This is a genomic window from Moraxella nasicaprae (genome assembly GCF_025643275.1).
Lineage (GTDB): Bacteria > Pseudomonadota > Gammaproteobacteria > Pseudomonadales > Moraxellaceae > Moraxella > Moraxella nasicaprae.
Map to the genome: position 1 here is coordinate 1,034,712 of NZ_CP089977.1, position 24,588 is coordinate 1,059,299.

The 24,588-nt window shown below is 42.3% G+C and carries 20 protein-coding genes, 1 pseudogene and 1 riboswitch; of the genes and pseudogenes, 9 read left to right on the plus strand and 12 right to left on the minus strand.

What is annotated here, in order from left to right; all coding sequences use genetic code 11:
* Nucleotides 1-6 precede the first annotated feature (6 nt).
* Nucleotides 7-1,860, minus strand: coding sequence for a phosphomethylpyrimidine synthase ThiC (gene thiC, locus LU297_RS04845; protein ID WP_263077280.1), 1,854 nt, complete (start codon nt 1,858-1,860; stop codon nt 7-9).
* Between the two features lie 102 nt (nt 1,861-1,962).
* Nucleotides 1,963-2,078: riboswitch (TPP riboswitch) on the minus strand.
* 162 nt (nt 2,079-2,240) lie between these two features.
* Between thiC and LU297_RS04850 the strand changes: the two genes are divergently transcribed.
* Genes LU297_RS04850 through LU297_RS04860 form a run of 3 tightly spaced genes read left to right on the plus strand, consistent with a single transcriptional unit; the run spans nt 2,241 to nt 5,701 of the window.
* On the plus strand, nt 2,241-3,491 hold the full coding sequence (locus LU297_RS04850; protein WP_263077281.1) for a D-amino acid dehydrogenase: 1,251 nt from the start codon (nt 2,241-2,243) through the stop codon (nt 3,489-3,491).
* Nucleotides 3,492-3,497: 6 nt separating this feature from the next.
* Entirely contained in the window at nt 3,498-5,315 is a 1,818-nt protein-coding gene (locus LU297_RS04855; RefSeq protein ID WP_263077282.1) for a WG repeat-containing protein, read from the plus strand.
* Nucleotides 5,316-5,341: 26 nt separating this feature from the next.
* Nucleotides 5,342-5,701 (plus strand): RidA family protein, encoded by a 360-nt coding sequence (locus LU297_RS04860; RefSeq protein ID WP_263077283.1) that lies wholly within the window; start codon nt 5,342-5,344, stop codon nt 5,699-5,701.
* Nucleotides 5,702-5,746: 45 nt separating this feature from the next.
* On the opposite strand, the gene LU297_RS04865 is transcribed toward LU297_RS04860, so the two are convergent.
* The 7 genes from LU297_RS04865 to guaA all read right to left on the minus strand — a co-directional run bounded on the left by LU297_RS04865 (nt 5,747) and on the right by guaA (nt 12,059).
* A complete protein-coding gene (locus LU297_RS04865; protein ID WP_263077284.1) occupies nt 5,747-7,030 on the minus strand; it encodes a valine--pyruvate transaminase in 1,284 nt (427 codons plus the stop codon).
* Nucleotides 7,031-7,038: 8 nt separating this feature from the next.
* Nucleotides 7,039-7,659 carry a phosphatase domain-containing putative toxin gene (locus LU297_RS04870; RefSeq protein WP_263077285.1) on the minus strand — a complete coding sequence of 207 codons (621 nt, stop codon included), beginning with the start codon at nt 7,657-7,659 and terminating at the stop codon, nt 7,039-7,041.
* A gap of 20 nt (nt 7,660-7,679) precedes the next feature.
* Nucleotides 7,680-8,855: a type III PLP-dependent enzyme gene (locus LU297_RS04875; protein WP_263077286.1), complete on the minus strand. Its 1,176-nt coding sequence runs from the start codon at nt 8,853-8,855 to the stop codon at nt 7,680-7,682.
* A 157-nt stretch (nt 8,856-9,012) separates the two neighbouring features.
* Nucleotides 9,013-9,249, minus strand: coding sequence for a DUF1653 domain-containing protein (locus tag LU297_RS04880; protein ID WP_263077287.1), 237 nt, complete (start codon nt 9,247-9,249; stop codon nt 9,013-9,015).
* Nucleotides 9,242-9,604 (minus strand): FKBP-type peptidyl-prolyl cis-trans isomerase, encoded by a 363-nt coding sequence (locus tag LU297_RS04885; protein WP_263077288.1) that lies wholly within the window; start codon nt 9,602-9,604, stop codon nt 9,242-9,244. The genes LU297_RS04880 and LU297_RS04885 overlap by 8 nt, the downstream gene beginning before the upstream one ends.
* Nucleotides 9,605-10,096 carry a septal ring lytic transglycosylase RlpA family protein gene (locus tag LU297_RS04890; protein ID WP_263077289.1) on the minus strand — a complete coding sequence of 164 codons (492 nt, stop codon included), beginning with the start codon at nt 10,094-10,096 and terminating at the stop codon, nt 9,605-9,607.
* 400 nt (nt 10,097-10,496) lie between these two features.
* On the minus strand, nt 10,497-12,059 hold the full coding sequence (guaA, locus tag LU297_RS04895) for a glutamine-hydrolyzing GMP synthase (RefSeq protein WP_263077290.1): 1,563 nt from the start codon (nt 12,057-12,059) through the stop codon (nt 10,497-10,499).
* Nucleotides 12,060-12,213: 154 nt separating this feature from the next.
* Here guaA and LU297_RS04900 point away from each other — a divergent pair.
* Nucleotides 12,214-13,218 (plus strand): annotated as a pseudogene (locus tag LU297_RS04900) (PD-(D/E)XK nuclease family protein); the annotation flags it as partial.
* 108 nt (nt 13,219-13,326) lie between these two features.
* Here the strand turns inward: LU297_RS04900 and gyrB are convergent.
* The 4 genes from gyrB to dnaA all read right to left on the minus strand — a co-directional run bounded on the left by gyrB (nt 13,327) and on the right by dnaA (nt 19,670).
* On the minus strand, nt 13,327-15,768 hold the full coding sequence (gene gyrB / locus LU297_RS04905) for a DNA topoisomerase (ATP-hydrolyzing) subunit B (RefSeq protein WP_263077291.1): 2,442 nt from the start codon (nt 15,766-15,768) through the stop codon (nt 13,327-13,329).
* A 112-nt stretch (nt 15,769-15,880) separates the two neighbouring features.
* Nucleotides 15,881-17,074 (minus strand): DNA replication/repair protein RecF, encoded by a 1,194-nt coding sequence (gene recF / locus LU297_RS04910; RefSeq protein ID WP_263077292.1) that lies wholly within the window; start codon nt 17,072-17,074, stop codon nt 15,881-15,883.
* A 2-nt stretch (nt 17,075-17,076) separates the two neighbouring features.
* Entirely contained in the window at nt 17,077-18,246 is a 1,170-nt protein-coding gene (dnaN, locus tag LU297_RS04915) for a DNA polymerase III subunit beta (RefSeq protein ID WP_263077293.1), read from the minus strand.
* A 53-nt stretch (nt 18,247-18,299) separates the two neighbouring features.
* A complete protein-coding gene (dnaA, locus tag LU297_RS04920) occupies nt 18,300-19,670 on the minus strand; it encodes a chromosomal replication initiator protein DnaA (RefSeq protein WP_263077294.1) in 1,371 nt (456 codons plus the stop codon).
* 615 nt (nt 19,671-20,285) lie between these two features.
* On the opposite strand from dnaA, the gene rpmH reads away from it, so the two are divergent.
* The 5 genes from rpmH to mnmE all read left to right on the plus strand — a co-directional run bounded on the left by rpmH (nt 20,286) and on the right by mnmE (nt 24,573).
* The gene (rpmH, locus tag LU297_RS04925) at nt 20,286-20,420 is read left to right on the plus strand and encodes a 50S ribosomal protein L34 (protein WP_003662232.1); all 135 of its coding nucleotides are present in this window, start codon (nt 20,286-20,288) and stop codon (nt 20,418-20,420) included.
* A gap of 98 nt (nt 20,421-20,518) precedes the next feature.
* Nucleotides 20,519-20,878 carry a ribonuclease P protein component gene (gene rnpA / locus LU297_RS04930; RefSeq protein WP_263075460.1) on the plus strand — a complete coding sequence of 120 codons (360 nt, stop codon included), beginning with the start codon at nt 20,519-20,521 and terminating at the stop codon, nt 20,876-20,878.
* 17 nt (nt 20,879-20,895) lie between these two features.
* Complete coding sequence (gene yidD, locus LU297_RS04935) at nt 20,896-21,225, plus strand: membrane protein insertion efficiency factor YidD (protein WP_263075461.1); 330 nt, start codon at nt 20,896-20,898, stop codon at nt 21,223-21,225.
* 171 nt (nt 21,226-21,396) lie between these two features.
* Complete coding sequence (gene yidC, locus LU297_RS04940; protein WP_263075462.1) at nt 21,397-23,043, plus strand: membrane protein insertase YidC; 1,647 nt, start codon at nt 21,397-21,399, stop codon at nt 23,041-23,043.
* A gap of 132 nt (nt 23,044-23,175) precedes the next feature.
* Complete coding sequence (gene mnmE, locus LU297_RS04945) at nt 23,176-24,573, plus strand: tRNA uridine-5-carboxymethylaminomethyl(34) synthesis GTPase MnmE (protein ID WP_263075463.1); 1,398 nt, start codon at nt 23,176-23,178, stop codon at nt 24,571-24,573.
* The last annotated feature ends 15 nt before the right edge of the window (nt 24,574-24,588 follow it).

Consider the following 24,588-nt stretch of genomic DNA (forward strand, 5'->3'; position numbering starts at 1 on the left):
ATACATTTAGGCTTTTAAGTACAGCTCACTCCCTTGCTCGGCAAATTTCTCTTTCATTTCTTCCATACCTTTGGCGTATTCACGCACATTTTGGGTAATTTTCATTGAGCAGAACTTTGGCCCACACATCGAGCAAAAATGAGCCGATTTATGAGCCTCTTTGGGCATGGTTTCATCGTGCATTGCCCTTGCCGTATCTGGGTCTAGCGATAGATTAAACTGGTCTTCCCAGCGAAACTCAAATCGTGCCTTAGACAGGGCATTATCTCGCACCTGAGCGGACGGATGTCCTTTGGCAAGGTCGGCAGCGTGGGCGGCGATTTTATAAGTGATGATACCGTCTTTGACATCTTTTTTGTTGGGCAAGCCCAAATGCTCTTTTGGCGTAACATAGCACAGCATTGCCGTGCCATACCAGCCAATCATCGCCGCCCCTATTGCACTGGTGATGTGGTCATAACCAGGTGCGATGTCGGTGGTCAAAGGTCCTAGCGTATAAAAGGGGGCTTCTCCGCAGTGTTCTAACTGCAACTCCATATTTTCTTTAATCATGTGCATAGGCACGTGTCCTGGCCCTTCTATCATCACTTGTACATCATGCTCCCACGCTCGTTTGGTCAGCTCGCCTAAGGTTTTAAGCTCGCTAAATTGAGCTTCGTCATTAGCATCTTGGATACAGCCAGGGCGAAGTCCATCGCCCAGACTAAACGAGACATCATAGGCTTTGGCAATTTCACAAATCTCATCAAAATGCTCATAAATAAAGTTTTCTTTATGATGAGCCAGACACCACTGAGCCATAATAGAGCCACCCCGAGAGACGATGCCCGTCAAGCGATTGGCGGTGAGTGGCACATAGCGAAGTAGCACACCAGCGTGAATGGTAAAATAATCCACGCCTTGCTCGGCTTGCTCAATGAGTGTATCCTTAAAAATCTCCCAAGTCAAGTCTTCTGCCACGCCATTTACCTTTTCTAAGGCTTGATAAATCGGCACTGTACCAATCGGTACAGGGCTATTGCGGATAATCCACTCCCTTGTTTCGTGAATATTTTTACCCGTTGATAAATCCATAATGGTATCGGCTCCCCAGCGAGTTGCCCAAGTCATCTTGGCAACTTCTTCATCAATGGACGAACCTAGGGCGGAATTGCCGATATTGGCATTGATTTTGACCAAAAAATTTCGCCCAATAATCATCGGCTCACTTTCTGGGTGATTGATGTTACAAGGGATAATCGCTCGCCCACTAGCAACTTCTTGACGCACAAATTCTGGGGTAATTTCTGTTAGGTTATTTGCCCCAAAGTTTTCGCCTTTGTGCTGACGCATATCCACGCCCTCGCGCTGTTTTTGGTTTTCACGAATGGCGATATATTCCATTTCAGGGGTGATAATGCCAGCTCGTGCGTAGTGCAGTTGGGTTACATTTTTGCCTTTCTTGGCTCGGCGTGGTTTGGTGATGTGAGCAAAGCGAATATCTGCGGTGCGAATGTCATTTAATCGTGCCTTACCAAAATCCGATGTTAAACTGGGCAAGACTTCGCTGTCATCTCGCTCGGCAATCCAGTTTTCACGCAGTTTGGGTAAGCCCCGATTTAAATCAATACTCACACTTGGGTCGGTATAAACGCCAGAAGTATCATAAACCAAAATGGGGGGATTTTGTTCAAAGCCGTCTTTGGCAAGCCCTGTGGGCGTATCAGTCAGGGAGATTTCACGAAATGGCACACGAATGTCGTCTCGTGAACCTGTTACATAGACTTTTTTGGAAGCAGGCAAGATACGGGTTAAATCTTTGGCATCTTGTTCGTGCTGGTTGATAAGTTCGGTTGGGGATTGATTTGCGATTTGGCTCATCATAATTTCCTTTTTAAATGGCTAATAAACAAATCAAGCCATCAAAAATCTTATGATGAAAAAGTATGATTGATGTAATACCAATCATTAAAAGACTTTGTAAGATTTTGAAAACTTGATTTCCTACGGCGGTACGAACCGCATCAGGTTCAACGGATTGCCAATGGCTCTCAGCGGTTTTTATTTGCACAGCAAAAACCGCACTCCGTCAAGTTGTGTTTATTGTAGCACAATTTTTAGGCAAATTAGACATTTAGCCAGATTGGTATTTTTAATCAAAAGACCACTTTTATTCAAGATAAAATAATTAAAAAACCCACCAATACATGTTATGATGGCAATTCTATGAATGTTTTTTCGTGTAATGTTGGAGGTGGGATATGAATATCATTGTCTTAGGGGGCGGAGTCATCGGCACAACCACCGCCTATTATCTTGCCAAATCTGGGGCAAAAGTTACCGTCATTGACCGCTGTGCCAATGTTGCCGAAGAGACAAGCTTTGGCAACGCAGGGCAGATTTCGCCCGGCTATTCAACGCCTTGGGCAGCTCCAAGCATTCCAATGAAAGCGGTCAAATGGCTGTTCCAAAAGCACGCTCCCCTTGCCATTTCTCCTGACGGCACAGGCTTTCAGCTTTCGTGGATGAAACAAATGCTTGCCAACTGCAACGCCCAAAAATACGAGATTAACAAAGAACGCATGATGCGAGTTGCCGAATACAGCCGAGATTGTATCCGTGCTTTGCGTGATGAAATTGGCATTGATTACGAACACCGCACAGGCGGAACTTTACAGCTCTTTCGTAAACCTGCTCAGCTTGAAGCAATGAAACTAGATACCAAAGTGCTTGATGAGTGCGGTGTACCTTATGAAGTCTTGGACAAAGATGGGCTTGTGCGTGCTGAACCCGCCCTCGCTTATGCCAGTGCCGAGCTTTTGGGCGGTCTAAGACTACCCAATGACGAAACAGGCGACTGTCATTTATTTACCAAACGCCTTGCCGAACACTCTAAAACTTTGGGCGTAGAATTTAAATTTAACACCGTCATTGACAAAATTATCTTTGATAATCAAAAAGTTACAGGCGTGGTGGCAAATGGCGAAACCTTGACGGCAGACGGTTTTGTCTTGGCGTTAGGGAGCTATTCTCGGGCAATGGCAAAGGATTTGGGGCTTGATTTGCCTGTGTATCCTGTCAAAGGTTATTCCTTAACCGTGCCAATCGTGGACGAAACAAAAGCCCCTGTTTCCACCGTGCTTGATGAAACTTATAAAATCGCCATTACTCGCTTTGATAAGCGGATTCGTGTGGGCGGAATGGCAGAGCTATCAGGCTTTGACAAATCCCTAAACCCTGCTCGCCGTGCCACACTGGAAATGGTTACAAAGAGCCTATTTGACGGAGGCGACTTGCCCAATGCCAAATTTTGGACAGGACTGCGTCCAATGACCCCAGATGGCACACCCATCATCGGAGCGACCAAGTTTGATAATTTATTTATCAACACAGGACACGGCACGCTGGGCTGGACGATGGCGTGTGGTTCTGGTAAGTTGCTTTCTGATATTATTTTAGGTCAGCCGACACAGATTAAGATTGATGGGCTTAATATTGAGCGTTATCGGTAATTGGTTATGTTAAAATTTTTGTTATCAAGTTGTTTGTTGTTTGCCAATATTGCCTTTGCCAATTCGGTATTTTTTGAAATATTTGATAAAAAAGACGACCAAGAAGTTGTTGGCATCATTACCGCTAATGGCAAAACCATTATTCCCACAAAATATCAGCACATTATCCAAAATAATGATGATATTGATGGCAATAAGGATAGAAAATGGGTTGGTATTTATGAAAATGACAACAAAGAATATACCGACTACTACACATTAGATGGTCAATTTTTAAAATCACAAGCAAGCACTATACCTTATTCAGAATATGAATTACCCAATTTAATGCTTGATTATCCCGATATTAATGATAAGGAAAAGCTTGCAAAAGTTAATTCTGAAATAGAACAAAAAATCAATCAATTAAGTGAAGAAGATAGAGAGTACAGTTATAAAACAAATGTTATTATCAATAGTTATTTGTCTTTAATCAATCGCAAAACTGGCAAACAAACACCTTTAACCGATAAAAAGATTGCCAAGCTGTCTCGTTTTCAAAATGTTGGCGAGCGAGAGCTTGGGGTTATTGGTGCAAGGGACGAAAATGGCAAATGGGGCTTTATTGATGATGATGCCAATTGGGTTATTCCACCCCAGTTTAATGATTTGAATGATGACCATCGCTCTTTTGCAAAACCCTTACCCAATCATATTTTATCCATTTATCAATTTTATAAAAAAATTGATGATAATTATGAAAGGTGTTGGAGTTTTGTTTTTAAAGATGGTAGTACAGCAGGGGAATTTGATTTTTTTAAAGGTTTTGAAAAGCACTCAAAATATGGCAACATTGGCTTTGCCGAGCCGTGTGGTGCTTACTTGTCAGACCATAATGGCATTATTAACGATAAAGGCGAATGGCTAATTACACCACAAAAAGGTAGGCAGTTACTCTCACTTCCTGATGAACAAGATTTTGTCGCCATTCAGAATGTTGCCATTGATGAACAATACAATGATAAGCATATAGACAAAATTGGTTTTATGGATATGTCGGAAAGTATCAAAATTCCCGTTAAATTTTACTTTCCCAATTCTCGTGAGATGAATTTTGATAGCAATAATGCACAAGTGGCATTTACTAATGAGTTAATGGCGGTTAGTGAAGAGAAAAACAGCCCTTATTATGGCTTTATTGACCGCACAGGTGATTGGGTCATTGAGCCAAACCTAATTACCAATAATTCTAATAGTTACAATTTTGATAATCACGGGTTTTCTTATACTTTTTTGCCCAATAACGAACACCAAGCCAAAGAATATGAAATTGCCAAATCACAATTTGGCTTATCCGATTTTTTATTTCCCAATAGCCTTTCTGGTAGGCGAGTGATTGATAAAACAGGCAAAGAATTATTTAAGGATTTGGCTGGCGATTTTTATAATTTTAATGATAAAGGTTATGCGGTTTTTATCAGTCATAAAAATAAAAATTTGCAAGGCGTTGTTGATAAAAATGGGCATTTTGTCATACCGCCCCAATATGATAATTTGGATTTAGCCGACAATGTTATCATTGCCACCTTAGAAAAATCCAATAAAGAAGAAATAAAACACATGGGCTTATTGGATTATCAGGGCAATGTTATTTTGCCTTTTGAATATCAAACCATTACCGATTATACTTTTATGCTTGATGATAATGCCGTTTTTGTTGTGCGACATCATAATGGTAAATATGGTATATTAGATAAATTTGGTAATTGGCTATTGCCTTTACAAGACAAAAATTTAAGAATTTTTGATGAAGGCATTTGGTTTAAAACCATTGGATTTAATTAACTCTTTAATCAATGTAGGTAACTTTTATGAGTGAAATCATTAAACTAGACAGCAACGAAACCATTGCCGAAATCGCTGTTTATAATGGCGTGGTATATTTGGCAGGGCAAGTGCCTGATGATGACAGCCTTGATATTGTTGGGCAAACTCGGCAGGTTCTTGCTAATATTGACAAAGCCCTTGCCAAAGCAGGCACGGACAAATCTCGCCTTTTGACCGCCCAAGTGTTTATCAAAGATTTAAATGATTTTGATAAATTTAATGCCGAGTACAAGGCGTGGATACAGGGTAATGTTCCGCCCACCCGTGCCACCGTGCAAGCCAATCTGGTCAATCCAAACTGGCTTGTGGAGATTGTGGTGACGGCAGCTACAAAACCAGCCTAAAAAACCACCTAAAAAATCCGCTCAAATGGCGGATTTTTATTTTTATTACTGCATCGCATAGAGTTCTCGCACAACCCTGCCAATGGTTGCAATACCGTCTTTGAGTGTCTGGTCGTCTTGGGCGATGGATAGGCGAATGCACTGTGTGGCGTGCGGATAATCTTTGGTATCCACGCCAACAAAGAAATGCTCGCTTGGAATGATGAGCGTGCCTTGTTCTTTTAAGATTTCATAGAGTTTGGTGGTCGATATTGGTAAATCCTCAAACCATACCCACAAGAAAATCGCCCCTTCGGGTTTATGAATTTTGACTGGAAAATTGGCAAATTCTTTCTGCAACAGCTGAATTGCCAAAGCAGCTTGCCCATGATAAAACGGCTGAATCACCGTATCTGACAGCTCTTTGATGCGGTCATTGGCAAAAAGCGGTGTTGCAACCGCTGCCCCAAAACGCACCGGAGAAAGATTGACAATCGCATTCATATTGCTGATTGCTTGCACAATCTGTGGATTGGCGACAATAATGCCTGTTCTGGCTCCTGGCAAACCCACTTTGGATAGACTAAAACACAGCACCGTATCTGGATTCCATGACAAGGTCGTCTTAGGATAAATCACATTAGGAAACGGCATGCCATAAGCATTATCCACAATCAATGGCACTTGATACCGCTTGGCAATCTGAGCCAGTCTTTGCATCTCATCATCGGTCAAGACATTGCCTGTTGGGTTGGTTGGACGAGAGCAGCAAATCGCTCCGATAGTGCCATTTTTTAATTCTTCTAAATTTTCAAGGGCTTCAAAATCAATTTGATATTTAAAAAATCCTTCACGACCCTCATGCGTGGCTGAACGAATAATAGGCTTAACACCCACAAAATGCACGCCATCGATATGCACATCAGCATAGCCCACATACTCAGGTGCTAAGGGCAACAAGATGGATTTGTTGGTACCGTCAGCAAACTGCCCTGCAAACAAATTAAATAGATAAAAAAACGCATTTTGCGACCCATTGGTCAGCACAATATTATCCGCGGTCAGTTTCCAATCATAATGACGATTAAAAAACTCAACCAAAGTCTGGATAAACTTAGCATCGCCTTGCGGGGTGGAATAATTGGCAATACTCTCCAAGGCATCATGTTGCTCGATGATGTCTTGCAATATTTCTTGATACACTTCATTGAGCTTAGGAATGCTGGCAGGATTGCCACCACCCAGCATGTTGATGGGTTGGTCGCTATTTAACGCATTGCCTAAGTCGTCCATCAACTGTAAGATGGCACTGTCTTGGGTAAATTTTTGACCAAATTTTGAAAACTGCATAAAACTCACTATCTATTATCTGCTTGTTCTAATTTAGCAAGCTCAGCTCGAACCTGCCACACTTTGACATCGGTCAGCAATCTGTCAATATTTTTCCAAATGGCGTGATAGCCAAAATGACCATTTTGCATCTCTTTTTTGGCTTCATCAATCGACCAATGTTGATAGATGATGCGATACATTGCCACCACAATACCTGTGCGATCAGCACCATGATAGCAATGCACCAACACCGCACCATCTTGTTGGGCATATCTGATGGCATACAAAACCCGAGCCAAATCTTTGGGAGAAATACGCCACGCCAATAGTGGCTCATTGAGCAAAACAACCGAGCCATCACGAAACACTTGCTGGTCATCATCACGGTCAAAATATCGCAAATTGATGACAGTCTTGATGTTATTATCCAAAATCAACGGTTTATCATCGATGATTGGCTGCTCGCTTCGATAGAGTTTATCATCAACCTGATAAAAGTTGGCTGATTTATCCATCAAGACCGCCCAATGTTTTGGGTGTGCATTCACCTGATGCGTGCTACATGCAGACAGACCGACAGCCATCATCAATAGCACCATGCCCATTGAGCGGGTTGCAAACTTTTGGTCATTGTTGCCATGTTTCATGTGAAACATACCAGACCTACTTACTCAATATACTTGACTTTTAGTGGCGGAAAACCGTTAAACTCCACCGATGAATATGAATTGGTGTAAGCCCCTGTGGTTAGCCAGTACAACTTATCGCCAATTTCTAAATCTTGGGGTAGTTTGTAAGCAGCGTGTTCGTACATGATGTCCGTACTATCGCAAGTCGGTCCTGCCAAAATCACTGTACCTTTTTCGGTGGCGGTTTCCATTTTTGGGGTATAAACAGGATATTTAATCGCCTCTCCCAAAGTCTCAATCAACCCCTGAAACAGCCCCACATCAGTATAGACCCAACGAGTCAAATCGGTGCGAGACTTACGACTGATTAGCACCACTTCTGACACCAATACACCACTATCGCCCACCATGGAACGACCTGGTTCTAGGATAATCTCTGGCATTTCATCTTCATCAAAATCCTCTGACAAATAACGATGAATCTCTTCGGCGTACACGCTGACTGGGTTTACTTCACTGATGTAATTGGTTGGAAAACCACCGCCCAAGTTAATCATTTGCAGCTTGATACCCTCTTCATACTTCATCCAGTCAAACATATATTTGACTTTGGCAAGTGCATCGTCCCACGCTGCCACATCTTTTTGTTGGCTGCCTACATGAAATGAGATGCCATAGGGAATCAGACCCAGATTTTTGGCTTGCACCAGCAAATCAATCGCCATATCAGGGTGGCAACCAAACTTACGAGACAATGGCCATTCTGCGGTATCCGCCCCATGTACCAAAATACGCACAAACACCTTTGAGCCTGGTGCATGCTTAGCAATATTGATTAGGTCAGATTTAGAATCTGTGGCGTATAGTTTGATGCCTTTTTCGAAGGCATACTTAACATGCTCCGCCTTTTTAATGGTGTTGCCATACGAAATGCGTTCAGGTTCCACACCGCAATCCAACACTCTATCAAGTTCATAAATAGATGCACAGTCGAAGTTTGACCCTAAATCTGCCAAATATTTCACCACCTCAACAGCAGGGCTGGCTTTCATGGCATAATGAATTTTTGCCTTAGGAAATAGTGCCACCATCTCTTCGTACTTTGCCTTGATGCGACTTAAATCCACAACAAGTAACGGAGTTTCTTGACCTTGTGCAGCATCGGTGAATTTTTGCCACTGTGCTTGGCTAAAATATTGTTCAATTTTAATCATAAAAAACCTCCGTCATTTTGGCGAGCATCTACATCGCCAAGATTCAAAGAAAAAAGCACCTTTAACCCCAAACCAAACTGGTTTGTTATTAAAAATGCCATCAGTAGGAATTTATTATAACAATCTTTATGAGTGATAACTAGCTTTTTGATGTTTTTTATTGTGTATTTAGCAGGGCAAATCTAGGCAAATATTCGCCCGACACCAGCACTAATTCAGTAAACATCGCAGCAGGTCTGACCCACAATTTTTCTGATACAGGCTCATCAATGTACAATGGCTGGTACAACACCAGCCATTCTTGCGTTTCACTATGGCGAACCAATCCAAGTACTTGGTATAGATTGCCCTTATAGTGTCGATAGATGCCTGTATCAATCTTAGGCTTAGTCATCACGAGTGCGAACTTCCAACAATTCTATCTCAAAATACAATGTTGAATTTGGCGGGATTTTACCAATCGCACGTTCACCATAACCCAAATGTGCTGGCACAACCAAACGGCGTTTGCCACCAACTTTCATTGGGGCAACCTGAACATCATCGTCAGTAAAGCCTAACACACCCAAATCCCAGCCTTTGATGACTCGCCCTGTGCCAATCACGCATTCAAACGCCTTGCCACGACTGACTGACGAGTCAAATATCGTGCCATCAGCCAGTTTGCCTGTGTACTGCGTGCTGATTAACGCACCCTTTACGGCTGTTTTGCCAGTGCCAATCTCAATATCTTCTACAATTAGAGTCATTTATTGCTCGCTGGTGTTGCTGGATAAAGTAATGGTGACCGTCTGAGAAATGCTCAACGGCTCAATCGCAGGTAACGCTTGCTCCACCTGCTCGCTATTAGCTTGATTTGACGCCATCACCTCTGCCTGCTCCACCACTGGTGCAACCGCTGGCACATCACGCACAGGCGTGATGGTTACTCTGGCACGACCCTGAGACAGCGGAGCGATTTTAGCAAATGCTGCTTTGGACAAATCCAGCGAAATACCGTACTTGCTAAATCCACCACGGTCATTGACACGACAAATGACAGATTTACCATTTTTGACATTGGTTACTTTTAGTCGAGTACCAAATTTGTGTGAATTACTGGCACAAGTCAGGGCATTTTGGTTAAAGCGTTCGCCACTGGCGGTTTTTTTACCATGAAAGCCTGCTCCATAATAGGTAACCACCTGTGCATTAGCAGACATACCCATCAGCACCATTGTTGCTAAAAGAAGTTTTTTCATCATACGACTCGCATTGTGATAATTTTCGCCCATCATAGACGAAAAATCCATCATGGACAAGTTTTTGGTTAAGATTTACTGATAATTGTATAAAAATCAATCAATTTGCTAATGATTTGAGCGATGATGTTGTCACTTTTTGATGATTTGCCCATTTTTTTAAATGACACACGCTCCCTGCATTGCTCCAAGCAGCTTTTCGGTTATCCAAAAACCCTTTTAAGCCAAGCAACACTTAGACATCTGATTGAATTGACCAATGTTTACACTTTGCAAATCCATATTGACCCAAATACAGCCCGACAATCTTCATATCATCAACAAATCATCATCATTTTCATTATTTCACTCTTTTAACTTAAAAAAAACAAAACCGCCAATTTCTTGACGGTTTTTTGGTTTACTCCCACTCAATCGTCGCTGGCGGTTTGCTACTTACATCATACACCACACGAGAAACATCGGTGATTTCATTCATAATACGGGTTGAGATTTTATCTACCAAGTCATATGGCAAATGAGCAAAACGAGCGGTCATAAAGTCCACCGTTTCAACGGCACGCAATGCAATCACCCACGCATAACGGCGACCGTCGCCAACCACACCCACTGATTTGACAGGTTGGAATACGGCAAAGGCTTGGGCGGTTTTATCATACCAACCAGACGCACGAAGCTCCTGCATAAAAATATCGTCCGCCACACGCAAAATGTCGGCATATTCTTTTTTGACTTCGCCCAAAATGCGTACGCCCAAGCCCGGCCCTGGGAACGGATGACGATAAATCATATGGTACGGAATGCCAAGAGCCACGCCAAGTTTACGCACTTCGTCTTTAAATAAATCACGCAAAGGCTCAACCAATTCAAAGGCTAAATCGTCAGGCAAACCGCCAACATTGTGGTGTGATTTAATCACGTGGGCTTTGCCCTGTTTGGATTTGGCGGACTCAATGACATCAGGGTAAATCGTGCCTTGTGCCAAAAACTTGATACCGTCTAGTTTTCTGGCTTCTTCGCTAAATACTTCAATAAATTCTCGTCCGATGATTTTACGCTTAGCCTCTGGGTCGGTTACGCCTGCAAGGGCGGTCAAAAAGCGATTTTCGGCATCGGCACGAATCACCCGAATGCCCATATTCTCGGCAAACATTTGCATTACTTGGTCGCCTTCGTTGAGACGCAGCAAACCATTGTCCACAAAGACGCAGGTCAATTTATCGCCAATCGCACGGTGCAACAACGCTGCTACCACTGATGAATCCACACCGCCTGATAAGCCAAGTAAGACTTCGCTGTTGCCAATTTGTTCTTGGAGTTGTTTGATACGAAGTTCAATGATATTCTCACTATTCCACAGACTGCCACAACCACAAATGCTATGGACAAAGTTTGAAATCAAGGTTTCGCCTTTATCGGTATGGGTTACTTCTGGGTGAAATTGCACCCCATAAAAATGACGGCTTTCATCAGAGGCAGACGCATACGGACAGCTAGGCGTACTAGAAGTAACACTAAATCCGTCCGCCAATTTGGTCACTTTGTCGCCGTGACTCATCCACACTTGTGATTGGTTGTGTTCGTCCGCCATATTGGCAAGCAGTTTGTCAGCTTGGGAGATGTCAATTTTGGCATAGCCAAATTCTTTGACATCGCCTGCTTCCACCACGCCACCCAGCTGGGCGGTCATCGCCTGAAAGCCGTAGCAAATGCCAAGCAAAGGCACGCCAAGCTCAAACACGGCTTGTGGGATTTTGGGGCTATTGTCAGCGTACACGCTCTCAGGCCCGCCTGATAGGATAATGCCTTTTGGGGCGAATGCACGGATTTCGTCATCGCTTGCGTCATAGGCGTACATTTCAGAATAAACGCCTGCTTCTCGCACACGGCGGGCGATGAGCTGGCTATATTGTGAGCCAAAATCTAGGATTAAAATGCGGTCGGTGGTGATGTTTTGGGTCATTTAAGCGGTCCTTTGGTGTGTAAAACGATAGAGATATTTTGGGATATTTTAGCATTTTTTTGGTTGTTTAGCGAACAATAAATGGTGTAATATGTACGCTTAAACTTCATTTTTAAGGACGCAACATGACCACCCCCCCCCAAATCTTTTTTCATTCGCCACTAGTGAGCTAAGTCAAGATGCATTTTTTGCATGGCTACTCAGTTTTGCTGATAAAAAATACCAAAACGACTTTAAAGATTTGCACGACCTCGCCCAAGATTTGGTTTACACCATGATTCACATTACTGCTGTTGGGTTTGAACTTTACAACATTAACAAAGTTGAGGTTGTGCGTCAATATCACAATATTGACATTATGGTTATCATCAATGACGGATTTAGAATTCTGATAGAAAGCAAAACGAATAGCAAACAGCACAACGACCAACTCGCTCGCTACTACAAATTTGCCAAACAGCAGCAAGACTGGAGTGGATTTTGCTTAGTCTATCTAAAAACTGGCAATGAATCACAGTATCATCTTGACAAGAACTGGGAGAATTTAAAAAAAATATCTCCCTTTGGTTACGCATCCATATCAAGAGAAATGCTTTTAAATAGGTTTAATAGGTACAAACATATTAAAAATGACATTTTCCAAGCCTATTTTGAACACTTACAAGCCATACAAAATAGATCAGATGCTTATCTTACCCTTCCAATTAAAGACTGGGATCATTATTGTTGGCAAGGGTTCTTTATGCTGCTTGAAACAAGCCATGCCAATCCTATTTGGTGGGATTATGTTGATAATAAAAATGGTGGTTTTTGGGCGATTGATTGGCGTGAATCACAGTGGCAAGGGCATAAAATTGTCATGGCTTTTCATCAAACTCGCTTAGTGTTTGGCATTTTCGTTGATGATGAAAATATTCGCTCTCAAAAACGCAATGAATTTAGCGATTATTTATTATCCAAAGCCGATGCATTTTCAGAAAAGCACTATGTTTCACTTCACATTTCTCGCCCTACCAAATTTGGTAAGGGTAGATTTATGAAAGTTGCCGAGGTTGAGCAGCAATATTGGCTGGGTGGTGATAATCAAATATTTGACTGGCAAGATTTCTCACTAAATCTAAGATTTTATGAAATATTTTTCCTTTCTTTAAAAGACTGATAAAATAAATCAGTACAAATCAACATACCAATCGAACCACATTTTAACGCATAGGCTCGGTTGGTGCAAAATAAAAAGCAGACCTAAAAGCCTGCTTTTTTATTTATTTTAAGCATCAATCTCAGCGTTCAGAGCGTTTTCTTCGATAAACGCTCGGCGTGGTTCAACATCATCGCCCATCAGGCAGGCAAACATTCTGTCCGCCTCAATCGCATCTTGCAAAGTAACCTGCAACATATTGCGATTTTCTGGGTCCATGGTTGTCTCCCACAGTTGGTCAGGGTTCATCTCACCCAAACCTTTGTATCGTTGCACAGCAATGCCATGTCTTGCGGTGTGCATCAACTGATTCCAAAGATGATGAAAATCTCTAATGGCAATGTCTTTATCGCCTCGACGCAAGAAAGCCTGTGCACCAAGCACCGTATTCCATGCACCAGACAGTCTCATAAAGCGTGCATATTCACTTGATGCCAAAAAGCCCAAATCAAGCAGATAATGATGTGGCAGACGATGCTGATAAATCGTTACTCTTGGCAAGAATTGCTGTTTTTCCTCGCCAAATGTTTCTAGCGTGACAGTCGGCTCATCGCCCAAAAACTCACGCAATTTGGCTTGCAATTTATCCGCCCATGCCTGTACTGCTGCCTGATTATTGATGGCATTGACATCAAATTTATCGATTAAAGCTAAGGCATCAAGCAAAGCAGCAGGGTACTTCGATTGCAAACGACTCTTGATGACTTGGCTATGGTTATAATCATTAAGCAGCTTTTCTAGTGCCACACCTGTCACCGCTGGGGTGTCTTTATCCAAGAATAGTTGATTATCATCGATGGTTGATGATAATAAATATGATTTCAATGCCTCATCATCTTTTAGGTACAGCTCTTGTTTATTCTTTTTGATTTTGTACAACGGTGGTTGGGCGATGTAAATATGTCCACGCTCAACCAGTTCTGGCGTTTGACGAAAAAAGAAAGTCAAAAGCAATGTACGAATATGGCTACCGTCCACATCAGCATCGGTCATGATGATGATTTTATGATAGCGAAGTTTGTCAGGATTGTATTCTTCACGACCAATGCCCGTGCCAAGTGCCGTAATGAGCGTGCCAACTTCTGCCGAAGATAGCATCTTGTCAAATCTGGCTCTCTCTACATTCAAAATCTTACCTTTGAGTGGCAAAATCGCCTGCATTTTGCGATTACGCCCCTGTTTGGCACTACCACCTGCCGAATCACCCTCGACAATGTATAATTCGGATAATGCAGGGTCTTTTTCTTGGCAATCTGCCAATTTGCCAGGCAGACCTGCGATGTCCAACGCCGATTTGCGGCGGGTCATCTCACGAGCTTTGCGAGCAGCATCTCTGGCACGAGCAGCATCGATGATTTTGGCAGCAATGGTCTTGGCGGCAGCTGGATTTTCAAGCAAAAACTCAGACAGGCGTTCATGCATCGTGGTCTCGACCGCTGATTTGACTTCGCTAGACACCAGCTTATCTTTGGTTTGGGAGCTAAATTTAGGGTCTGGAACCTTGACAGAGATGATTGCCACCAAGCCCTCTCGTGCATCATCGCCCGTCACTTGCACCTTTTCTTTTTTGCCAATATTCTCACTATCCATATAATGATTGAGGCAACGAGTCAGAGCTGAACGAAAGCCTGACAGGTGCGTACCGCCATCTTTTTGGGGAATGTTATTGGTAAAACACAACACTTTTTCGTTGTAGCTGTCCGACCATTGCAACGCAACCTCAACACCAATCCCATCACTGCCATCAGCAGTAAAATGAAAAATATCATTCAAAGTCTGCTTGCCATCATTGATGTAGCTGACAAATTCGGACAAACCACCTTTGTGTTCAAACACCTCGTGCTTGTCGGTGCGTTCATCAGTCAGTACGATACGAACGCCTGAATTTAGGAATGATAATTCACGCAATCTTTTGGCAAGAATATCATAATCAAAAACGGTCACACCCTTAAAAATCTCAAAACTAGGATAAAATCTGACCTGCGTGCCTGTCTTGGTTGAGGGTTCAAGCTGTGCCAATGGTGCATCTGGCACACCATCGCTAAATGATTGGCTATGAGCAAAGCCATCACGCCAAATGTTTAATACCAGCTTACTCGACAGAGCATTCACCACCGACACGCCCACGCCATGCAGACCGCCTGAAACCTTATAAGAATTATCGTCAAACTTACCGCCAGCATGCAGCACAGTCATGATGACCTCTGCTGCCGACACACCTTCTTCTGGGTGAATATCCACAGGAATGCCACGGCCATTATCCATCACTGACACCGAGCCATCGTCATGAATGATGATGTTAATCTCATCACAATGCCCTGCCAATGCCTCATCAATGGCATTATCCACCACCTCAAACACCATGTGATGCAAGCCAGTACCATCGTCCGTATCGCCAATGTACATACCAGGACGCACTCGCACCGCTTCTAGTCCACGCAAGACTCGAATATTCTTGGAGCTGTAATCCTGTTCTTCGACTTGATGATTGTCATGTGTCTGTTCGGTCATGAAATATCCTTTAAATTTGGGATTTTATCTGTTTTCTTAATAAAAAGAACGACCAAATTATAGCATTTTTTTGACCAAAAGTCATCGGATAATCGCTTGATTTATGGCTTTTTTATTCATCTTTGGCATCATTATTGGGTGCTGTTTGTGCGGTCAAAAACTCGCCTTGTTCCACATGAAACACACGACAAATGGCTGATGGCGACAGTATTGATAATTTATCATCAATAACTTGGCAAATCTCTTGATTTAGACTGGTGATGATGACTTGGCATGGCAATGATAATATCGTATCCAGCAGCATTGATACCGCCCTTTGGTCAAGCTCTGCATCAATATCATCAATCAGCACCACAGGTAGATTTAGTTGATTGCCTTGGGTGTTTAACTGACAAATCAGTGTTAATTGTGACAGTTTCAAGGCAGTGATGAGTAGTTTTTTTTCGCCACGAGACAGAACATGACTTGCCTGCTCTCGCACCTTTTTGCCCTGCTCGTCCATCGTCTTAAATACAACGGAAACATCAGCACGATGCGAGCCAACTCTGGTATAACCAAGCTCAATATCCTGCCAAATGCGTTCGGTCAAAGTGTGCAATAATGGCGTGCTAACATCAAAACCTGCCTGATAAGATAAACTTAACATATCTTGATAAGCTGGCAACAGGCGACTGACCATCTGCTCAAATGCCAACTGCCATTGCTCAAAAATCTGCAATCGATGCTCGTGTAAGGCATGAGCATAAAAAGAAAGCTGATTATCCCAAGCGGTTAGTTGGTGGGTATGCTGACGAATATTGGCTTGCTTTAACAGGGCATTTCGCTGTTTTAGCAGTCTTTGATAATTTAGCCATTGTTCATAAAAATCAGGTTTCACATGAAACACCAGCCAATCAAGCATCTGCCTACGAGTTGCACTCCCCTCGTCCAACACAGTCATGCTACTAGGGTCAATCAAAAGGACGGGCAAATGCTTACTTAGCACGCTTTGCCCCAACACCGTCTTATCATCAAATTTTAGTGTGGTGTCTGATTTTCCTGACAAATCCATCTGTTTTTTGATGGCGAGTGTGCAAGGCTGATAAAAATCAGTCATCGCCCAAACGATGCACTCTGTGGCGTGATGACTGATGTATCTTTTGGGTTCATGATGTCGAAAACTTTTGCCACGAGAAAGCAAAAACACCGCCTCCAACAGCGATGTTTTTCCGCTACCATTCTTGCCAATCAGTACATTATGCTTGGCAAGCGATAAGGTTGCTTGCTTGACATTACGAAACTGATGAATGTGTAACTTGCGAATCACGCTTAGACACGCATTGGCATGATGACATGGCGATAAAACTCATCGCCATCTTGATAAATCAAGGTTGGAGAGCCTGGCTGGCTCATCTCGATACACACCTTACCCTCCAAGACTCCAAGTACTGCTCGCAAATAGCTTTCATTGAATGATAATTCAATCGGACCGCCCTGATAGCTGACCGCCAGCAATTCTTCGGCTTGGCTTTTACTGCGTTTATCATCAACACCGATTTTAAGGGTATCAGCCGATGAGAAATTCAAGAGTACGCCTGGCACTTCTTTGCTATTTAAAATCGAAATACGGCGTAGCACATCTGCCATTGCATCACGGTCAAAATAGACTTTTTTGTCATTTTCGGTCGGTATGACACGGCGATAATCGGGAAACTTACCCTCAATCAAACGGGCGGTCAAACCCACTTCCATACCAGCTGCAACACCCACCTGCTCTTCGCTAGTCAAGGTTAAAGCCACTTGCAGGTATTCGCCATTAAACCCAAGCTCAACCACCTGCTCATCATTGCTTGATTTGGATAATTCAAGCAACAATCGCTCCAATTCACTAATCGCCTTGCCAGGAATAATCATCTGAGTTGGCTCATAAGTTTCATTCAATGGACGATACGCCATCGCCAAACGATGTCCATCTGTTGCTACGGCAGTCAGCTGTTCACCACCAAGCTCAAACAACACGCCAGTCAGATAATGACGCACATCTTGGGTTGCCATTGCAAAACGAGTGCGATGAATCAAATCCACCAAGTCTGACTGAGCAATCTTAACAATGGTGGTCGGCACACCAGCACCCACATCTGGAAAATCATCGGCTGGCAACGCACTTAGCGTGTACTTACCTTGACCACTGCTGATTTGGCATCTTAGACTGCCTTGCGGTGCTTCGATGGTCACCATTTCATCGGATAATGACTTACAAATACCAAAGAACATCTCGGCTGGCAAGGTGGTTGAACCCGCCTCAATGCACACATCAGGCGAGATTGGCAAACGCACCGTCAATTCCAATTCAATGTCCGAACCTGTCAAGACCAAAAACTCTGGACTAAGTTCAATTTTAATGTTCGCCAAGATTGCCAAACGATGGCGTTTATCAGCCGCTTTTACAACCAGATTTACCGCCTTAATCAGCAAATCTCTATTGATGACTAATTTCATAACAACTCACTTTGTTTATCTTTTTACTATGGTAAAAGGTTTATTGGTCAAATTCAAGAAAATTCCAGCATCATTTTTAGGGAATTATAATCCTTCTCAATGCTTGGGTCGGTCAGCTTTAATTCCTCAATTTTTTCACAAGCGTGCATCACGGTGGTGTGGTCTCGACCGCCAAACGCCTGTCCAATCTCAGGGAAGCTATCTTTGGTCAGCTCACGAATGAGTGCCATCGCCATCTGTCTTGGGCGAGCGATGGTACGCATGCGTTTTTTGCTCATCAAATCTTTTGACGATACGCCATAATATTCTGCCACCACATCACGAATATTTTCAGCATTCAATGCTCTGGCTCTGGCGGCAATCTTATCCTTAATGGCGGTGCTGACCAACGCCAAACTGACTGACTCGCCACGAATTTTGGCAATCATGTCTACCTGTTTTAATGCACCTTCTAGCCCTCTGACATCGGACGGTAGATTTTGTGCCATGAACAACGCACATTCTTTGGGCAGCTCAAAACCCATCAACGAGGCTTTTTTGTCCAGAATCTGTACTCGCATTTCCATGTCAGGCGGTTCAATCATCAATGAAAGCCCGCCTGAAAATCTGGATAAAAATCTATCGTCAAACCCTTTCATCTGAGTTGGATGTCTATCCGATGCCATCACGACTTGTTTTTTGGTTGTCTTGCTAAAAGTATCAAATAAAGTCGTCAAAATTTGGGTGACTTTGGGTGCACTTTTGCCATCAAACAAATGCACATCATCGACAATGAGCAAATCCGCCTGACAAATCTGCTTAACAAAATCGTCCATTTTGTTTTCACGAAATGCCTCGGTGGTTTTCTCAAAAAAATGCTCTTTGGTAAAATAACAAAAACTCTTGCCGTGTTTGCGATAGCGATGGGCAATGGCGTGCATCAAATGCGTCTTGCCAAGCCCTGATGACCCATATAAAAACACAGGTCCATAACTGTTGTTATAGTCTTTTTTGGATAATTCATGACAAGCATTGTACGCCAAACTGTTTGACTTACCCTTGACAAAACGCTCGAAGGTAAATGACTCATTTAGCTGCTCGCTTTGTGCCAACAGCTTGCCTAAGGTTGTTTTTTTGGCGGTCTTAGTGGCGGTCTTGGCAGACAAATTAACCGTTTCAACGATGACCTCAACCACCAAGCCCTGTGCATGCTTGAACACACTGCTTTTGATGTCCGCCAAATAATGATCTTTGATGTGCTGCACCCATAAAGCATTGGGTGCAGTCAAAGTCAGCACTTTGGACGACAACTTGATGCTCAATGGGTGAATCCATTGATTAAAATCCTGCTCTTTCATGGCAAATTGCAAATCTGCCAGACATTGCTGCCAGACATCGCCAATCTCAATCACAGGGATTTGTTCATCGTCAAATAATTGACTCATAAGTTCCTCAAATGTTTATGAAAGCCCATCATCATATTGTCATCAAATTTTAAAAAAGTTGGCTTGATTCAATACATCGCCACACCTTTTATCAAATCTTGTTTTTACCTTTAAACATAATAACACAAAATCTGTATTTTTCAAAACTATTTTTCTGTGGATAACTTTATGGAAAATCCTGTGGATAACTCAAAATCATGGGTTTTGCACAAATTAACAACACATTATTAACAATATTTTCCACAGGATAACTTTATGATTTTAATTATATTTTTTTAGTTATACACAGATTTTATCATATATTATTATCATTATTTTTTATATATAATTTAATAAAAGGGTTTTTGAAAAACTGTGGATAAAATTATTTTTTATCTACAAAAGAGTATCAAAAAATACGCCTGATTTTAAGCAAAATAATCATCAAAAGTAAAGCTTGTGACAGGCAAAATTCACAAAGGCTTGATTTTTTAATCAATTTTTTTTATAATTACGAAGCATTTATCTTAATTAAATGCATTAACTAGTTAATAATCGTGGTTGTTGATGATTTTTCATGAACAACATAAGTCATCATTGTAGTGATATAATGGTGCCGACACTTTAAGGTGAATTATGAAACGTACTTTTCAACCAAGCGTTCTAAAACGCAAGCGTACTCACGGTTTCCGTGCTCGTATGGCTACTAAAAAAGGTCGCCAAGTTTTGGCGCGTCGTCGTGCAAAAGGTCGTCATCGTTTGACTGTATAAGCATGATTGAAAAAAGCACCAGTTTTGGTGCTTTTTTTTGCCCAAAATTCATCAATGATGTTACAATCTTTCTACCCTTTTGTGAAAAGATGATGATTATGACCCAGCAATACACTTTTGATAAGAGCGATAGACTGCTTAATCCCAATGAGTTTAAAAAAGTGTTTGACCAGCCAATTAAGAAAGTCCATGGCGAGCATTGCCTATTGTTTGTGGGCAAGGCTCAGACAAATACTGCCAGACTTGGACTTGCTATTACCAAAAAAAAGCTCAAACACGCCGTTGATCGCAATCGCCTTAAACGCCTAACCAGAGAGCATTTTCGTCTTACTCAATCATCTTTATCCCCCGTTGATGTAGTGATGATTGTCAAAAAAGGCTACGATAGGGAGTTTGACATCGGTGCTGAGGTGGCTGAAATTTTTAGAAAAATTAAACAAATGTATCCAAGTAATTAGGTTGATATTTTGTAGATATGATAAAAAATATTATCCTAAAATTGATTGAGTTTTATCAAAAATTCATCAGCCCACTATCGCCACCACGCTGTCGGTATTACCCAACTTGTTCAGCGTACGCCAAACAGGCCATCGTTTGGCATGGTGTTAAAAAGGGTTTACCAATGGCAGTCACCAGAGTGTGTCGGTGTCATCCATGGGGCGGTTCGGGCATTGATTTTGTGCCATTGCCGATGTATTTGTATCGCTATCACTATGTTGGTGGGCAAGCATTGGGCGTACCTTGGCGAAAGGCATTTACCAATTATGCTGATATAATAAATTTAAAATTTAAAAAAAATAATTAAAATAACGATAGCTTTACTGATTTCCCATACTTTGATTACAAAATGTCATAAAAATCTATCAATTCTTTGCTGTTTTTAGTAGAATAAAGGGTTTATTTATGATAGATAATCAACCCACAGGTGGTTTGAGTGCGGCTTAAACCATAAATATGCCTACATAGGATTTGATTTATGCAAAGAATTCTTAGGATTTTAATCATTGTTGCGATGCTAATAACAGCTTATTTGCTGATTTTGGCATGGCGAGATGATTATGCAGGAAAGCCTGCAACCAGCGTACAGCCAACAACCATGACGCAAGCAGGTAGCGATGTGCCAGCGATACAGCACGCAGGTGATGTGCCAGCAACCACCGCCAGTACGCAAGTGGTATCGCCAAATAATGCCAATTTCATCACGGTCTCAACCGATCGCTACGACATCAAAATCAATCCTGTGGGTGGTGATATCGTATATGCCGCTCTAAAAGACCATAGTGCCACACTGGGCAGCAAAGAACCGTTTGTTTTGCTTGAAAGTGAGCAAGGGCGTGTGTATGTGGCACAGTCAGGCTTGATTGGTCGTGATGGTGTGGATACTGCAACAAGTCGCCCAACTTATAGCAGTCCAAAAAATAGCTATCAGATGAATGCCAATGCAGGTGCATTGCAAGTACCGCTCATCTACCAAAAAGATGGTGTTACCATCACTAAGACTTATACTTTTACTGCTGGTCAATACCCCATTACACTGAGCTACAACATCAATAATAATTCTGCCAAAGATTGGCAGGGTCAAATGTATGCACAGTTAAAGCGAGATGGCAGTGCTGACCCAGGCATTGAGGATAAAGGTATGCTGAGTATGGCGACCTATTTAGGTGGTGCATGGGGAACGCCTGATAAGCCTTATAATAAGCTAAAATTTGCTGACTTCAACGAGAAACTTAATGTAAGCAGTCGTGATGGTTGGGTTGGCATTGTTCAGCATTATTTCGTTTCTGCGTGGACGCCCAAAGATTTTGATGCCAATTTTTATAGCCAAAGCAATGGCAATGACTATTTTATTGGTTATAATAGCTCCATCTTAAATGTTCCAGCAAACAAACAAATCACTTTGACAAACACCCTATACGCAGGTCCAAAGGTTCAAGCTGATTTGGCACAAGTGGCAACAGGATTGAATCAGACGGTGGATTATGGTTTCTTGTGGCCGATTTCTAAGGTGCTTTTTGCAACCTTAGAAGGTGTGCATAAGATTGTGGGCAACTGGGGTTGGTCAATCATTATTTTGACATTGATTGTCAAAATTTTGTTGATGTGGTTGTCAAATAAGAGCTATGTTTCGATGGCAAAAATGCGTGCCATTGCACCAAAATTACAAGCCTTAAAAGACAAACATGGCGATGACCGCATGGCGATGAGCCAAGAGATGATGCAGTTGTATCGTGATGAAAAGGTCAATCCAATGGCGGGCTGCCTACCAATCTTAATTCAGATGCCGATTTTCTTGGCACTATATTGGGTGCTTGTAGAGTCTGTGGAACTTCGTCATGCTCCGTGGATTTTATGGATTCAAGATTTATCAGCGATGGACCCTTGGTTTATTTTACCGATTTTTATGGGGGTTACCATGTTCATCCAGCAGCTGCTTAATCCACAGCCAACTGACCCAATGCAGGCAAAAATGATGAAAATCATGCCGATTATCTTTGCAGGTTTTATGCTGTTTTTCCCAGCAGGTTTGGTGCTGTACTGGACGGTGAACAACTTGTTTAGCATGACGCATCAGCATTTGGTGAATAAGCGTGTCGAAAAACAAATGCAAAATAAAGGCTAAATACCGCCATTGATAAAAAAATCCTGCCCTTTTGGCGGGGTTTTTTATTGCTCAAATTCCAGCGGTGATTTTCCCCAAATGACCAAAAAAGTGCTACAATATCAGGTTAACTGTCATTTTATCCCAAATATTATGAACCAAATTACTATCCAAAAACCCACCATTGCCGCCATTGCCACGCCGATTGGTCAAGGAGGTGTTGGGGTTGTTCGTTTATCTGGCAAGACCGCTTATCAAATTGGTTGCCAAATCACAGGACTGCCCAAGCTAAAACCTCGCCATGCACATTTTGCCAAATTTTATGGAGAGCAAGGCGTGATTGATGAGGGAGTGGTGCTTTATTTTCAGGCACCACACTCATTTACTGGCGAAGATGTGGTGGAGCTGCAAGGACATGGCGGTGTTGTGTTACAAAACATGCTGCTTGCCAGATTGTTTGAGCTGGGTGCAAGACAGGCTCAGGCGGGTGAGTTTTCGTATCGAGCTTTTGAAAATGATAAGATAGATTTGGTGCAAGCAGAAGCCATCAGTGACATGATTAGTGCCAATTCTGTTGCTCAGGCAAGCAGTGCGATGCGTTCTTTGAGTGGGGAGTTTTCTAATAAAATTAATCGATTGCTGGATAAATTGACCAATTTACGCCTGTATGTGGAAGCATCTATCGATTTTCCTGATGAAGAAGATGTGGATTTTTTATCCGATGGCGTGATTGAATCTCGCTTGATGGATATTTTGTCAGGTGTTGATGAGATTTTGGCGACCGCTAAACAGGGTCAGCTACTCAGAGATGGTGTGCATGTGGTACTGGCAGGCAGACCTAATGTTGGCAAATCAAGCCTGCTGAATCGACTGTCTGGCACTAATCGAGCCATCGTTACCGACATTGCAGGTACTACCAGAGATACGCTCGAAGAGACTTTGGTGCTAAATGGCTTGACGATTCATTTGACAGACACCGCAGGACTTAGAGAGACGGATGATAAGGTGGAGCAGATTGGGATTGAGCGTGCCAAAACCGCCATTGAGCAAGCCGATGTGCTGATGATGGTGTATGATATAACCCAAGAAAGCAAGCCACTTGACTTGGCAAAAGAGCTGTTTGGCGATAGCATTACTGGTGATATTGACCAGATATTGCATCAAAAATTGATGCCCGTTGCCAATAAATGCGACCTTTTGGCAAGTCAAGACGATATTGTTCCACATGAAACTTGTCAGCCCATCAATATTTACCCCGTTTCATGTGAAACTTCTTGGGGGATTGATGCTTTGGTTGATGCTTTGTGTGAAAAGGTTGGATTTCATCCATCTGAAAATAGCCTGATTGCCCGCACCAGACATATTGACGCCCTTAAAAGAACCCGAGCAAATCTTGAACAGGCACATCAAGAATTAACTGTATTTATGGCAGGCGAATTAGTGGCTGAGCGTTTGCGATTGGCACAGCAGGACTTGGGTGAGATTACAGGTCAGATGAGTGCTGATGAATTATTGGGTAAGATTTTTTCTAGTTTTTGTATTGGAAAATAATAATTTCTAATCAAT